16 protein-coding genes are annotated in these 14315 nt (G+C 54.1%); 9 read left to right on the forward strand and 7 right to left on the reverse strand.

Annotated elements, in window-relative coordinates:
* Window positions 1–499 precede the first annotated feature (499 nt).
* From TLL_RS10845 to TLL_RS10855, 3 genes are read left to right on the forward strand one after another with little or no spacing between them, the layout of a single operon-like run.
* The gene (locus tag TLL_RS10845) at window positions 500–709 is read left to right on the forward strand and encodes a DUF2997 domain-containing protein (RefSeq protein ID WP_126987300.1); all 210 of its coding nucleotides are present in this window, start codon (window positions 500–502) and stop codon (window positions 707–709) included.
* Between the two features lie 20 nt (window positions 710–729).
* Entirely contained in the window at window positions 730–1116 is a 387-nt protein-coding gene (locus TLL_RS10850) for a DUF1257 domain-containing protein (RefSeq protein ID WP_011057973.1), read from the forward strand.
* Between the two features lie 24 nt (window positions 1117–1140).
* On the forward strand, window positions 1141–1551 hold the full coding sequence (locus TLL_RS10855; RefSeq protein WP_231833773.1) for a ferredoxin: 411 nt from the start codon (window positions 1141–1143) through the stop codon (window positions 1549–1551).
* Here TLL_RS10855 and TLL_RS10860 read toward each other — a convergent pair.
* Window positions 1538–1969: an NfeD family protein gene (locus TLL_RS10860; RefSeq protein ID WP_164920989.1), complete on the reverse strand. Its 432-nt coding sequence runs from the start codon at window positions 1967–1969 to the stop codon at window positions 1538–1540. The genes TLL_RS10855 and TLL_RS10860 overlap by 14 nt on opposite strands.
* 204 nt (window positions 1970–2173) lie before the next feature.
* Here TLL_RS10860 and TLL_RS10865 point away from each other — a divergent pair, with 204 nt between their 5' ends.
* Genes TLL_RS10865 through TLL_RS10875 form a run of 3 tightly spaced genes read left to right on the forward strand, consistent with a single transcriptional unit; the run spans window position 2174 to window position 3890 of the window.
* On the forward strand, window positions 2174–2350 hold the full coding sequence (locus TLL_RS10865; RefSeq protein ID WP_164920990.1) for a hypothetical protein: 177 nt from the start codon (window positions 2174–2176) through the stop codon (window positions 2348–2350).
* A 36-nt stretch (window positions 2351–2386) separates the two neighbouring features.
* A complete protein-coding gene (locus TLL_RS10870; protein WP_164920991.1) occupies window positions 2387–3154 on the forward strand; it encodes an EI24 domain-containing protein in 768 nt (255 codons plus the stop codon).
* A complete protein-coding gene (locus tag TLL_RS10875; RefSeq protein ID WP_011057978.1) occupies window positions 3135–3890 on the forward strand; it encodes a DUF429 domain-containing protein in 756 nt (251 codons plus the stop codon). Before TLL_RS10870 ends, TLL_RS10875 begins: the two co-directional genes overlap by 20 nt.
* Here the strand turns inward: TLL_RS10875 and TLL_RS10880 are convergent.
* Window positions 3887–4186 carry a DUF6825 family protein gene (locus TLL_RS10880; protein ID WP_024125157.1) on the reverse strand — a complete coding sequence of 100 codons (300 nt, stop codon included), beginning with the start codon at window positions 4184–4186 and terminating at the stop codon, window positions 3887–3889. The two genes, TLL_RS10875 and TLL_RS10880, sit on opposite strands and share 4 nt — an antisense overlap.
* Window positions 4187–4480: 294 nt before the next feature.
* Between TLL_RS10880 and TLL_RS10885 the strand changes: the two genes are divergently transcribed.
* Window positions 4481–6166, forward strand: coding sequence for a SulP family inorganic anion transporter (locus tag TLL_RS10885; protein ID WP_011057980.1), 1686 nt, complete (start codon window positions 4481–4483; stop codon window positions 6164–6166).
* Here the strand turns inward: TLL_RS10885 and TLL_RS10890 are convergent.
* Genes TLL_RS10890 through dnaK form a run of 4 tightly spaced genes read right to left on the reverse strand, consistent with a single transcriptional unit; the run spans window position 6163 to window position 10863 of the window.
* A complete protein-coding gene (locus tag TLL_RS10890; RefSeq protein WP_231833774.1) occupies window positions 6163–6741 on the reverse strand; it encodes a DNA-3-methyladenine glycosylase in 579 nt (192 codons plus the stop codon). The genes TLL_RS10885 and TLL_RS10890 overlap by 4 nt on opposite strands.
* On the reverse strand, window positions 6722–7807 hold the full coding sequence (locus TLL_RS10895; protein ID WP_011057982.1) for an acyl-CoA dehydrogenase family protein: 1086 nt from the start codon (window positions 7805–7807) through the stop codon (window positions 6722–6724). Before TLL_RS10895 ends, TLL_RS10890 begins: the two co-directional genes overlap by 20 nt.
* 3 nt (window positions 7808–7810) lie before the next feature.
* A complete protein-coding gene (locus TLL_RS10900) occupies window positions 7811–8791 on the reverse strand; it encodes a DnaJ C-terminal domain-containing protein (RefSeq protein WP_011057983.1) in 981 nt (326 codons plus the stop codon).
* Window positions 8792–8841: 50 nt separating this feature from the next.
* Window positions 8842–10863: a molecular chaperone DnaK gene (gene dnaK, locus TLL_RS10905; RefSeq protein WP_164920992.1), complete on the reverse strand. Its 2022-nt coding sequence runs from the start codon at window positions 10861–10863 to the stop codon at window positions 8842–8844.
* 288 nt (window positions 10864–11151) lie between these two features.
* Here dnaK and TLL_RS10910 point away from each other — a divergent pair, with 288 nt between their 5' ends.
* The gene (locus TLL_RS10910) at window positions 11152–11466 is read left to right on the forward strand and encodes a DUF6679 family protein (RefSeq protein ID WP_011057985.1); all 315 of its coding nucleotides are present in this window, start codon (window positions 11152–11154) and stop codon (window positions 11464–11466) included.
* Between the two features lie 9 nt (window positions 11467–11475).
* On the forward strand, window positions 11476–12615 hold the full coding sequence (gene ribD, locus TLL_RS10915; protein WP_011057986.1) for a bifunctional diaminohydroxyphosphoribosylaminopyrimidine deaminase/5-amino-6-(5-phosphoribosylamino)uracil reductase RibD: 1140 nt from the start codon (window positions 11476–11478) through the stop codon (window positions 12613–12615).
* On the opposite strand, the gene TLL_RS10920 is transcribed toward ribD, so the two are convergent.
* Entirely contained in the window at window positions 12587–13057 is a 471-nt protein-coding gene (locus TLL_RS10920; RefSeq protein ID WP_011057987.1) for a hypothetical protein, read from the reverse strand. The two genes, ribD and TLL_RS10920, sit on opposite strands and share 29 nt — an antisense overlap.
* Window positions 13058–14315 lie beyond the last annotated feature (1258 nt).

Genomic DNA, 14315 nt, shown 5'->3' on the forward strand with positions numbered 1-14315 from the left:
CTCAAGGAGCCGGTACGCTTCGAAGAGTTTAGCACGACTTCTGGGAATATAATGATGCGGGACCTGACACATAGGTCAAGGCCGAAAGGACGAGATCAGGGGTTTAGCAGACAGGTCGTCAGATATTGCTGGAAATGAATACCTGTAATCTTAGCACTGCTATCTATAATCACAGTAAATGTATCTGTAACGTTAGAAAACGCTACCTTGGTCCAATACCGACGACTGTTGATCTGAACTGTGGGAACACGCTGCCCCTCCCTACCCTCCAAGCCACCTGTACATATCTCTTATTAATCCCTGAGGCAGAGAAAGCTCTATAGATTGCCCTATATATCTGTTTTTCTCAAGGTCTTAGGGAAACGACTGCGGAATGTAAAGTTTATTAAAGACCTTGACTCCTTTGGTTAGCCTTCGTCACAATGAGTTCCATAGGTTAGGATTTGAATTTTATCCTTGTCAGCGGTTTGTCATAACTGCGAGTGAGTAGGTTGTGCCAATGCTAGAAACCCTTGAATTTGTTATTTATCCCGATGGCCGCGTCGTTGAAACGGTGACGGGAATTTCTGGGGCATCCTGTGCTGAGGTGACTGCTGCCATTGAAGCACAACTCGGATGTGTCATTAGCCAACAGCCCACCGCAGAATATTACGCTTCCCAAGAGGAAGCAAATCAATTGGTTGTTCAATCTGTCCCCTCCCAGTGGTAATCGTTGAGGATTGGTGATCCATGTCGCACTTCAGCCAAATCAAAACCCAAATTCGGAGTTTACCTGCTCTGCAAGCTGCCCTAACGGACTTGGGCTTACCGTGGCAATCTGGCTCTCAAGAAGTGCGCGGGTTTCGCGGTCAAACCCAAACCGCTCAAGTGGTTGTTCCCCAAGAGAATGGCTATGACATTGGCTTTCGCTGGAATGGCACTGAGTACGAGCTAGTGGCAGATTTGGAGTTCTGGCAGCAGGCATGGTCAGTGGATCGCTTTTTGAATAAAGTTACCCAACGCTATGCCTACCATGCGGTGTTGCAATCGGCAACGGAACAGGGCTTTCAAGTGCAGACCACAGAACAGCAGGCCGATGGTAGTGTCAAAGTCGTGCTCCAACGCTGGCGTTCCTAGCCTCTCACGCAAATGGATAAGCAGATGGGTCAGCCCCTTGGTTTAGAACCAGAGCTTGGGGGTCAGCTGCGCCAAAGTGAAGCTCGCAGTGGCTATGAACCTGAGCTAGGGGGAGCCCATCGCCAACGCGGTGTCTATGTCGATGAAATTACCTGTATTGGCTGCAAACACTGTGCCCATGTGGCGCGAAATACATTTTATATAGAGCCTAACTACGGGCGATCGCGGGTCGTGCGCCAGGATGGTGACCCCCTTGAACTGATTCAAGAAGCCATTGATACTTGTCCTGTCGATTGTATCCACTGGGTAGACTACACGGAATTAAAACGGCTGGAAAAAGAGCGTCTCGACCAGGTTGTTCCCCTGGCCGGTCTTCCCGTTGATCCAGCCACCACACGCCGTAGAAAACGACGATCGCCCCCTAGGGCCGAATAGCATCTTCAGGCATCACAATGAGCGTTGTTCCCTGACGGTCAATGACAATCACCCGCCGATGTTCAGGAATGGTCAAGTGGGGATCGCCACAGCGCGCCTGCCAAGAAGTCCCTTCGTAGAGGACTCGCCCCGTCTCGCCAGCGGGAATTGTCGTAATTGTTTCGGCCTCGGCGGCTTCCTTGAGCACTGGCGGAACTTGCTTCGGTTGATAGCGCCGCAGGAGAAAGACCACAACGATCGAGAACACTATCCAAAGGAAAATTTGTAGTGAAAAGCTGGGAATCAGAAACGAGAGAAATGCAACCATCAGGGCACCGAGGCCGAAGGTGGCTTCCATAAAAGCCGTCGGCAAAACCAGCTCCATCACAAAAAAGGTGAGGGCAACAATTAACCAAATCCAAAAGGGAGACAGCGGCATTGCTCTTATCACCCAAGGTGGCTACTTCAACGATAGCTTAAACTTCGCTGCTCCAGCGAGGGGATTTCACTGGTTTGAATGCTTCAATGCTTGCCAAAAGAGTGCTACTGGAACTTACAAGAGTGACCCTGCGTCAGGGGAGCTAGCACTCAAAAAAGACTCCTCCAATTCCGTACAGTGATGAATTCAATGAGGCAAACAACCATGATAGATCTATTTATCCCGCTGCTGGTGGGACTCTTCACCCTTGGACTGTTGACCAGTTGGCTATGGCAACCGACAGGAACGCCGATTTCCCATGCTGAGCAGGCCAATACTCCTAATTTTGTTGCCGATGCCCCACCGCCGGATGATGAAGGTACACCCCCACGCCGTGAATAGGCTAGGATTTCCCTAGGAGATTCTAGAACTGGCTCATTGAGTATCAAGCAGCTTTGGTCAGCAGGACAGCAGTTTCAGGCGGGTTTCTTTGCCTTTGGTCGTGGTCTTTTTTTTATAGCCCGTTATCATCTTTGGGCCTATGTACTGTTACCTGCCTTCTTGAGCCTCGTTCTGGGGGTAACGCTCATCACTGCTGCTTTCTGGGCTGTTCAAGTGGCTGGCGATTATTGGTTTGTTCCTGAAGAATGGCAGTGGCTCTACCAAGGGTTCATTGATATTTTGGCAACCCTGATGGCTGTCTTTTTAGCCCTGATTGGCTATCAAACCCTGATTCCCCTTGTGGTAATTCCTTTCCTTGGCCCTCTGCTTAACCGTGTTGAAAAAATTACCACGGGACAAACAATAGAGGTGGGATGGCGGCGTGATGTGTTGAATGCTATGGTCGGTGGCTGGTTTGCGCTGCGGGATGCGGTGGTGCAAGTGATCCTGCTGCTGCTTTCATGGCTAACGGGGCCACTACAACCTATCGTGATGGCGATCGTCAACAGTTTCTTCCTAGGGCGAGGCAGTTTTGATTACCTCCTTGAAAAACACAGCACTTCTTTCGGGGAGCGCAAACTTTTGACCCGTGCCTATAGACCCCAGATCTATGGCCTTGGTTTAGCACAGTTTTTGGGGCTGTTGATCCCCTTAGTTGGTTTGGTGCTGGTACCGGCAGTGGGGGTGGTGGCGGCGGCTTTGCTCATTCAAGATTATCCACCGCAACAACAGTTGATGGCAGCGAATGCGGTTTCTCGGCGTTGATCTGGCTTGGCAAGGAGGGGCATCAGGGTACTGCTGTTTGCAGTGGCAAGGGCAAGATTTGGTGGTGGTTGCCCTCGATCGCGCCTGTGATACACAGGAACTCTTGGCATGGATTGATCGCGATGCCCCCTCTGCCCAAGCAGCAATGGTGGCGGTGGATGCGCCCCTAATTATTCCCAATTTCAGGGGAATGCGCTCCTGCGATCGCCAGTCCCATCAAGTCCTGGGGCGGTACCATGCTGGCTGTTATCCTGCGAATCAGCAGTCGCCCTTTGCAAGCCACACCACGGGTTTTAGTCAAGCCCTCAGCCAACGGGGCTTTCACCATGCCCCTACCATCCGGCCGCAGCAATCGGGACGGTTTCAAATTGAAGTCTTCCCCCATGCCACGGCGATCGCCCTCTTTCAGCTTGATCAAATCATCAAGTACAAAAAAGGCCGTCTTACAGAGCGACGCCGGGGGTTAGCTCGTCTTCGAGAGTTAATGACAACCCACCTTTGCCACTGTGAGCCGCCCCTAAGGTTGCAGTTCCCGGAAGCACTGCCCACCACTGGGCGCGATCTCAAAGTGCTGGAAGATCAACTGGATGCCATTCTCTGTGCCTATACCGGCGCTTCCTGGTGGTACTGGGGGAGCGATCGCCACTGGGTGTTAGGCAGCGAGTCATTTTCACCAGCGCCAGCAACCACCGATGCCTACCTTAAAACGGGATATATCGTTGTTCCCCGTCGCTAACTTTCACGATTGCGGTAGCGTTGCAGTTCCGTGCGTAGGGCCGCAATTTCAGCGCGCAAATCATCAATCAGAGCTTGCCAATCGACGCGTTGGCTCCCCCGCGGCACCACCATTTCAGCTTCTTGGCGGGCACGAGTCTGTACCTCTTCCATGAATTCATGGAGGCGCTGCCGCTGTTCGGCATCAAATCGGCCCACTTGGCTCAGGAATTCGACAAACAGATGCTGCGCCTGATCACGCAGGAGCGTTGCGGTCGCTCGACCAAGGAAAAAGGCCTCCAGCGGAGATTGACTCATAGGAGTGTCGTTCCTCATAGGTTGCATCTCTCAATCCCTGAGTGTAACAAAATTTTACAGTGCACAGGCCTTGCCTTGTCCCCATTCTCCCGCTTTTTTCTATAGCAGAGATAAGAAACTCTTTGGGATTGTACTAGACGAGTTGTTCCCAGAAAAGCATAGAATTAATTCAATTGAATCTTCTCTTATCATAGCTATAAGCAAGGCATAAGGGGACTCCCTCAGGGCGAGGGGTTCCCCCCAATCAGGCTCTAGCTATGAAACCCTTTCTAAAATTCGCCAAAAGGGGCAGAAATGTTAAGCAATTTAGTTAATCGAGTTCACTTTCGCTATTGGCGTGGCGATCTCTTTGGGGGGCTAACTGCCGCCATTGTCGCCTTGCCAATGGCCTTGGCCTTTGGGGTCACCTCTGGGGCTGGCGCCACGGCGGGACTTTACTGCGTCATCTTTCTTGGCTTTTTTGCGGCTCTTTTTGGGGGCACGCCAACACTCATTTCCAATCCCACAGGACCGATGACCGTCGTGATTACAGCAGTGATCACCCGACTGACCAGTGAATACCCCGAACAGGGGTTATACATGGCCTTTACGGTGGTGATGCTGGCGGGCTGTTTTCAAATCCTCTTTGGCCTGTTGCGGTTGGGCAAATACATCACCCTCATGCCCTACACCGTGATTTCTGGTTTTATGTCGGGGATTGGCCTGATCATGATCCTGCTGCAAATTGGCCCACTGTTGGGGCACAGCAGTAAAGGGGGAGTCTTGGGGGCAGTGCAAAACTTGCCAGAGTGGATTCAAACATTGAACCCAGCTGCCCTTACTTTGGGCTTATTCACCCTCGGACTCATCTATTTCACACCCCAGAACATTCGTCGGCTTGTGCCACCCCAGCTCCTCGCCTTGGTTTTGGGCACGATTCTGTCAATGGTCTTTTTTGCGGATGCCGGTTTGGCACGCATTGGCACGATTCCCACTGGCCTGCCAGAGTTTGTGCCGCCGACCTTTACACTGCCCGCTCTGAAAACGATGATTGTGGACGGGGCAATGCTGGGGATGCTCGGCTGTATTGATTCGCTCCTTACTTCGGTGATTGCCGATAGCATTACCCGTACCCAGCACGATTCCAATAAGGAACTGATTGGCCAAGGTATTGGTAACCTGCTGTCCGGCTTGTTTGGTGGTCTGCCCGGTGCCGGTGCCACGATGGGCACAGTGGTCAATATTCAAGCGGGGGGACGCACCTGCTTATCGGGTATGATCCACGCCGTGATTCTGCTGATGGTGGTGCTGTGGGCTGCACCGCTGACGGAACCGATTCCCAATGCCGTCTTGGCGGGGATTCTCATCAAGGTGGGGATTGACATCATTGACTGGAATTTTCTCAAACGCGCCCATCTCCTGTCGCTGCGGGCAGCGTTCATTATGTATGGCGTGATGCTGCTGACTGTCTTTGTGGATTTGATTGTGGCTGTGGGGGTTGGCGTCTTTATTGCCAATATGCTGACGATCAAGCGCTTGGCGGATCTGCAATCGGAGGAGGTAAAGGCGATTACCCACGCCGATGATCAAACGCCCCTGACCCCTGAGGAAAAAGAACTCTTCGGCGAAGCCAAGGGTCAACTGTTGCTCCTGCACCTTGGGGGCCCGATGAGTTTTGGCTCTGCTTGGGCAATTTCCCAGCGGCAGGCGATCATGGCGGACTATAGGGTGCTGATTCTGGATGTCAGCAGTGTGCCGCTGTTGGGGGTGACAGCAACGTTGGCCATTGAGTCACTTATTCAAGAGGCGCAAAAGCATGGTTTAGGGATTTTTCTGGTGAATGGTTCGGCAGATAAGGTGCAACAGCGGCTCCAACGCTTCCGCATTTTGGATCGGTTGCCCGCTGAGCATGTGGTGAGCGATCGCCGCCAAGCCCTCGAAAAGGCTATCCAGTTGCTTCGCCAACCCAAGGAATCCCTGGAGCTGACAACGGGTAGCTAGCAATAGCGGGAGACGGCAGGGTTTCCCTGCACATACCACCGCCACGGAATCTCCTGCCCCTGAGCAATGCCAATGCGGGTGGTCTGCACCACAGGGTCTGTCAGGGGCTGGGGTGGTCTTTCTAACCAGAGACCGCTCTCTTTCCCTAGCATCAGACCCGAAAGCCGGCGATCGATCCCCAGGACGCGGCACAGTTTTCCCGGACCAGCGGCGCTAGAGGGCGGCAAGGGCGGGCTGAGCATCTCTAGGGCACGAATGAGAACAGCACTGGCAAAATTTGGGCGATCGCTAGCGATATTCAAACAGTGGTGAATGCCATAGATTTGATAGACATAGATGGTGCCCGGTGCCGCAAACATGGGAGCATTGCGAGCAGTTTGGCGACGGTAGCCATGGCAAGCGGGATCCCCTGCCATATACGCCTCGGTTTCGACAATGCGGCCACGGTAGAGCTGACCATTGGCCTGTTGGCGCACGAGAATACACCCCAGCAATTCTTCAGCGACCACTGGGGCAGGACGAGCAAACCAATCAAGGGGCAGACACTGATCTTGCTCAATGGAAGCCCTGTTCAAACCACAAATCCTCCATCAAGGCATGGCGTAGCGGCCCATTCAAGCCAGAGACGGTGTAGAGCATTGCTTCGCGATAGAGACGCTGGACCGTGTGACTCAGCATTAAGGCACTGCCACCCGTCGTAATCAGGGCAGCTTGAGCCGCTTGGACAGCAAGGTGAATGGCGGCGGCGCGCAATTGGGCATGGTAGGGGGGATTGACCTCCTCTAGCTCCCTTTGAATCTGGTCGTAAAGGCGGTGCCAGCGATCGCTCAAGGCGTGATAGAGGTCTTTGGCGTCGACACTCTCGGCTAGAATCTGCAAGCTAGCGCGGGCACAGCCCATGGGAGCGGCACTGCCCCGCAGTAACTGCTGGCGATCGCGAACAGCCAGCCAATCTGCCCCAGCGATACCCACCACATCTGCCGGCGGCACAAACCAATCCACCAGCTCTGCCTGCACCGTTTGAGTTGAGGGTACAGTCGCTAGAGGTAGGGGCAACGAGAGGTGCAAAATGCCGCCGCTGGCCTGTTGGGCATTGATAAAGGGCATGAGGGCAAAGAGAATACGCTGATCTGGTAGGGGAGCGGCGGCAACAAACATCCTCATGTGCTGAAAGCCACTGAGCCAAGGCAATGTTCCCCGCAGGAGATAGCCCCCACTGGTGGGTTGAGCTTGCAGAGCCACTGGGTTGCAGCGCAGATGGGAAAAGCTGATGCCCACCAACACCTGCCCCTTCATTAAGTCCGCCAAGTAGGCTTGGGCAACGCTCCCTTCAGGGTGTTCGAGAATGATTCCCAAGGCGGATTGATGTTGTGCCACCAAAAAGGCAAGGGCACCGGAGGTTTGTGCCAGTTGTAAGCTCAAATGCCACAGCGTACGGCGATCGCACGCCAAGCCCCCTACTGCCTTGGGTACCCCCAATCGAAAAATGCCCAAGTTCCCTAAGGTTTGCAGGCTCTCCGATAAAAGGGAGCTTTGCTGATCAATGCGGTTGGCAATGGGGGCAACAACGCGAGTGAGGTATGTCTGAATGTCCTTTAGAAGGGGCTGCGCGGCCAAATCAGCAAAAGCTAGAGCATCCATCGCTTAGGAGTACGCCAGATGGGCACGGGGGTTATAGGACTCAATGGCCTGAAGCTGCCGGTAGAGATCCCGTTCGGCATCGCTCAGTTGGGGCGGCAGCGTAATGACAATTTCCACCAGTTGGTCACCGCGATCGCCATCGGGGCGGGGATAGCCTTTGCCCGCCAGTCGCAAACGTTGGCCTGTCCGTACCCCTGCTGGAACCATCATTTTTACCCAACCATCGAGGGTGGGAGCTTCAATTTGCCCCCCAAGGGCAGCCTCACTGGGGGTCACGGGCAGTTCACAGACAATGTCATAGTCCTCCAGGCGAAAGAGGGGATGGGGAGTGACTTGAATTTTTAGATAAAGATCACCGCCGCCAGTGCCTTGACCCCGCAGCCGAATCCGCTGACCCGTAACCATCCCCGGTGGCAGCGTCACTTCTAGGGAGCGCCCATCCCCAAGGCGAATTCGCTCCCGTCCTCCTTCGTAGGCTTTTTCGAGGGGGATTTCTAGGGTGGCTTCAGCGTCGCGACGACTCACAGCGGTGTAGGCGGTTTTGACGGTGCCGGGGCGAAAGTAGTCTGTCTCTATGGTAGGCGAGCGACGGGGGGGATCCACAGAAACCGTAGACGTGCGGGGCGATCGCCGACCCAACAGTTGATCCAAAAACTCTTGAAAATTATCTTCACTGAGGTCGGGTTCTTCCCTAACACTCGTACCATTGCGACGAGCCATCGGGGTGCGTTGGGAAGGGCGAGTGCGGAAGCCGGGCTGTGACCAATATTCACCGTAGCGATCGTATTGCTCACGGCGCGCCGGATCGCTGAGGACTTGGTAGGCTTCACTAATATCTTTGAATGTCTCTTCAGCGGCGCGATCGCCGGGATTGAGATCGGGATGATACCGCCGAGCCAGCCGGCGATAGGCGCGCTTAATCTCCTCAAGGCTGGCACCGCGATCCACGCCCAAAAGCTGGTAGTAATCTCGAAAATTACGCATCGACAGTCCTAATCTACACTCACAGTTGCCGCAAAGAATGCCAAAAAGCCCTACCAGTCGTCGTCCCAATCGTCCCACGGGGCTGAATCAGCGCGCTGGGAGTAGCTGCGGGAACGCCGTGTCCGGGGCGGCTCAGCCCACTCATCCTCATCATCATCGCGCCGCCGCTCTCGACCCCGCACCACATCCAGACCTTTATTCACCGCTTCCCGCAGGTTGGGCAGCTTAAAGACCTCTTCATCGTCTTCCGCCTCCTCTTCCCGCAGGCGCAGTTGACGGATAAAGTCGTAGAGCCGCTCTTCAAGGGCAGCATAGGTGAGGTCAATCTGGCGATCGTCCTCATTGCGAATGGCCTCCTGCAATTGCCGCACTAGGGCCTCAATACCACGGCGCTGCTCAGCGGCAAACTGATAGCCAAATTCCTGAGCCGCTTCCCGCAATTGGCGTTCGGCTCGGTTAATCAAATCCTGGGAACGGTTGCGCTTCTCAATGCGTGCCCGCCGCTGGCGATCGCCCGCTGCATTGGATTCAGCATCCAAGAGCATCTGCTGAATTTCCTCTTCACTCAGGGTTGATGCCCCCTGAATGACCACACTTTGCTCACGACCGCTAAAGCGATCCAAGGCCACCACTTGGAGCAGGCCATTGGCATCCAAGTCAAAGGACACTTGAATCTGGGGCACCCCCCGAGGCGCGGGCGGAATTCCCGTTAACTTAAAGCGTCCCAAGGATTTATTGTGTGCTGCCAGTTCCCGCTCCCCCTGAACCACGTGGATTTCCACTTGGCTTTGGTTATTTTCTGAGGTTGAGAAAATATCGGAGCGACGCACCGGAATCGTTGTATTGCGGGGAATCAGCACCTTAGTCACGCCGCCAATGGTTTCCACCCCTAAGGAAAGGGGCGTTACATCCAAAAGCAGGATATCTTTCACATCCCCTGCGAGAATCCCCGCTTGAATCGCGGCACCGACGGCCACCACTTCATCTGGGTTGACATTTTGTTTGGGCTCACGGCCAATCATCTGCCGCACGAGATCCTGCACCATGGGCATCCGCGTCGCACCCCCCACCAGAACCACGGCATCAATTTGACTGGGGGTTAAATGGGCGTCCATGAGGGCCTGCTCGACCGGATAGCGCAGCCGTTGCAGTAGGCCTTGGCTAAGGTCTTCAAATTGACGACGACTGAGGGTGGTTTCAATGTGTTTTGGCCCCTCTGCCGTGGCGGTGACAAAGGGCAGATCGATATTGGTTTCCAGGAGGCCAGAAAGTTCAATTTTGGCTTTTTCGGCAGCATCAGTAAGCCGCTGCAGCGACTGGCGATCGCGCCGTAAATCAATGCCCTCCTTAGCGAGGAAATCTTCGGCTAGCCAATCGACAATCAACTTATCAAAGTCATTGCCCCCCAGTTGGGTATCGCCGCTGGTGGCCTTCACTTCAAAGACGCCATCACCGACCTCGAGAATGGAAACATCAAAGGTACCACCGCCCAGGTCAAAAACAAGAATCGTCTGTTCCTGCTGGCGATCGAGACCATAGGCTAGGGCGGCCGCGGTGGGTTCATTGATAATCCGCCGCACATTGAGACCCGCAATACGTCCAGCATCACGGGTGGCTTGCCGCTGCGAGTCATTAAAGTAGGCGGGGACAGTAATCACCGCATCAGTGACGGGTTCCCCTAGGTAGCGGCTGGCATCCTCCACCAGCTTGCGCAAGACCATGGCTGAAATTTCTTCGGGGGCAAATTCCCGTTGCAGCCGTGGGCACTTGATACGCACTTTTCCCGATTCATCGCGGCGAATCGTATAGGGTACCCGCTTGGATTCAGCCGTAAGTTCACTATACTCACGGCCAATAAAGCGCTTCACGGCATAGAACGTGTTTTGGGGATTGAGCACCGCCTGTCGCCGTGCCAACTGCCCCACAAGGCGCTCGCCATCTTTGCCAAAGGCCACCACAGAGGGGGTGGTGCGGGAGCCTTCTGCATTGGCAATCACAACGGGTTTTCCCCCTTCCAACACAGCAATGACGGAATTGGTTGTCCCCAGATCAATGCCAACAATTTTGCCCATGCCGTTTGAACGACTCCGCACTGGTTAGAATAAATGAATAGCGTTATAGTAACGGATTATTTACCCTTTGTTACGCTTATTCGATTGTACGAGATCTGCCCCAGACCGTCAGAATCCCTCTTTCCCCTGTGCTGCGCGATCGCTACACCGAGATGGACACCCTCAGTCCCCCCGCCTCACCTTTACCGCTGCTCATCTCGTGGATTCTAGCGGTAAGATGACAGGCAAGAGGTTGCAGCACAGCTTATTAACTGTTGCTACGCCCAATTCCGAGAAGGAGACCGCTCTATGTTACACCGCAAGCTTTATCAACTCTATACCGACGGCCAAGAAGTCTGGATTTACTTGCGGGATCAACAACGCCTGATTGACCGAGCACGCATTGTGGACATCGAAGGGAATGTGGTTACCATCCGCTACGAAACGGAGGAAGACGACGAAGTGTGTGCTTGGGAAGAGATCGTCAATATCGAAAGTATTGGCTCCATTTCACGGCGGCTCGCAGCAGTTCCCCGAGGCTATGCAGAGCTAGCCATTGCCGATGAATGTCCAGAGGCGGAGCAACTGCCGAAGCATTCCTCGGAAACCGAACACGAACGTTAATTCTTGCTGATGCGCTCAGCCCCCGTTGTGGAGGAAATAGCCACGATTGATGCCCAGTATATGGGGCGCTGCCTTGAGTTAGCGGCTCGGGCCAAAGGCCGTACGGCTCCGAATCCCCTCGTCGGCTGTGTGATTGTGGCGGAGGGACGGGTCATTGGGGAGGGATTTCATCCCAAGGCGGGGGAACCCCATGCCGAGGTCTTTGCCCTGCGCAGTGTCAGCGAGAGCGATCGCCCCCTCCTGAGCAAGGCCACCCTCTACGTCAACCTTGAGCCCTGCAACCACTATGGCCGCACTCCCCCCTGCACTGAGGCAATTCTTGCCGCGGGTATTCCCAAGGTGGTGGTGGGCATGATTGATCCGAATCCCCAAGTGGCCGGAGCAGGGGTAGAGCGGCTGCGCTCAGCGGGCATAGAAGTCACTGTTGGCGTGCGGGAAGCAGACTGTCAACGCCTGAACGAAGCGTTTGTCCATCGGGTGCGCTACCAGCGTCCCTTTGGCATTTTGAAGTACGCCATGACCCTCGACGGCAAAATTGCCTCCAGGGCGGGTCATAGTCTCTGGGTGAGTGGCGAAGCCGCACGCGCCATGGTGCATCAACTGCGCTCTGAATGCGATGCTGTCATTGTGGGGGGCAATACCGTGCGTCTAGATAATCCCCTCTTGACCTCACGCCATGGGCACAATCCCCTACGGGTGGTCATGAGCCGTACCCTTGATCTGCCACCGGATGCCTCTTTGTGGGACACAACCGCAGCGGCGACCTTGGTGGTTACTTCCGCTTCGCCCCAGCATCCCCTCATTCCCCAATTGCAGGCACGGGGTGTGGAGGTGGTCCACCGCGAGCCCCTAACACCGACTGCCGTTATGGCACTGCTTCATCAACGGGGCATCATGACAGCGCTTTGGGAGTGTGGCGGTTCCCTCGCAGCGGCAGCGATCGCCGAAGGCATGGTACAGAAGGTGTGGGCATTTATTGCGCCAAAAATTATCGGTGGCTTCGATGCCCCCACCCCAGTGGCCGATTTAGGCTTGACCAAGATGCATGAGGCCTTGTACCTAGAGGACGTGACTTGGCAAACCGTGGGCGAGGACATTCTCGCAGTGGGCTACCTACCCGCTAAGCCTCCGGTGCTGTCACTTCAATAATGGTGCAGCCTGTTTCTGTGGGGGGCGTGTCCGCCTGCCCATAGAGCACATCAATCCACAGGGACTCTGGATAAGGCCTACGGCTTGAGACATAAAAAAGCCAATGCTGGCTGACATTGAGGGACTCGCGCCGCAGCTTGGCCATTGCAGGGGTTGTAATCAGCCGTAAGGCGGCGTTGGCATTGCGCCACTGCTCAATAATTCCAGCGGCGACCCGCAGGGTTTCCCCCTGGCTATTTTCTAATTCCAAAATGGCATCAATGTGGATACTCTCCCACCAGTGCCGTGGATCCCTGAGATCTAATCCTTGGCCATCCATATAGTCAATGAGGTTGGGGAGATATTCGCGAATGAACTTTTGGACAACACTAAATGGAGGAAAAGGGCGCAAGACTTTGAGGTGGCTCGCTGTTTGTTGAAACCACAGCTTGTGGTAAGTCATGGGGACAAAGCTCCATCAGAAGGGCGATCGCCAAAAATCGTTACAAACTCGTTTATTTTACCAAGCAAGCTTGCTTTGATTGTCCCTAGGAGTAAAGATGAATATGTGCCACTTTTACCTCAATTTGGCACAAGTGTTATAGGACAATTTTGATGGGACGACCAACGATAAGTAAGGATATCAACTGACTTAATTGATTAAAAAAAATTATACATACTGATTAGCTAACTTTGCTTTACTTATTCATTTATTGGCAATAAGGATTTTTCTTTCGCGGGCATTAATCCAGCTCAAGTCGTGATAAATTCAGGCTTTTTGATTATTAGCCAGCAGGTAGGAAATTCATATTTTTGTTTTACAGCAGATAATTCATCCCCCAGAGATAGCAAAGCAAGGTGGGGAGGAAGGCTTGTCATTTGGTTGGGGATTGGGTAAAGTCACCTAGAAGTTTCGTCGTGGTGCCAAAACACCCTTTGCATCAACAACAGATTGGGACAGTTTTAGGCATAGATGCGGCGAGTGGCCTCCGGCTACCTTGAAGGATTGCTCATGATGTGTGTTCTCAGTTCACCGCTTTGTCGAATCACTGTAGATTTTGTGTGCGAGGAGGATTACCTTGAGCAACGATAGTTTTACCCCTACCGCCTCTCAGGATGCACCTCTTGGGTCTGCTGCTATGCTTGGTCCTTCGCTGCGCTCCCTTTGTTCCTATCTGCCCCTGCTAGGTACCTTTGTTCTGATTCAGCCTACCCACGCCCTTGATCTGACTACTCTTGCGAACGATCTGGGTTCAAAGGACGTTCGCCCCGAATCTCTCAGCAGGCCCTCTCTTTTTAGCACCGAAAGCCAAGACTCCCCTGCTGAATTTGAAAATCTTTTATCCGCCGACAAAACCGACGTCCTCTTGGGGGTTAGCCAAGGGGCATGGCAACGCGCTATCCAGCCGCAGATGAGTTTTGCGCCCCTCCCCCTGAGCAGACCAGCGCTGACCCTCTCTACCGCTGCTGCCTTTGACCGCCTCAGTCGCCCATTGGAACCCACCTTCAAAGTGGTGGATCGTCGGGTTCGCACCAATAGCTTGGCAGATTTGGTGACTCAAGCCACCACCTCTGTTGTTGCTTCCTTGGCCATTGATACCCCCTTTGGGATAGGGGGCTCTTTGGAACAAACGACGGCCAACGTTGAACCACAATTCGCCGAGGGGGAAACCACGCAACTCTCCGAGCGGGTGGCATTTGTCAACCCCTCAGCAGCACCT

This window comes from Thermosynechococcus vestitus BP-1, from assembly GCF_000011345.1.
GTDB classification, from domain to species: Bacteria; Cyanobacteriota; Cyanobacteriia; order Thermosynechococcales; family Thermosynechococcaceae; genus Thermosynechococcus; species Thermosynechococcus vestitus.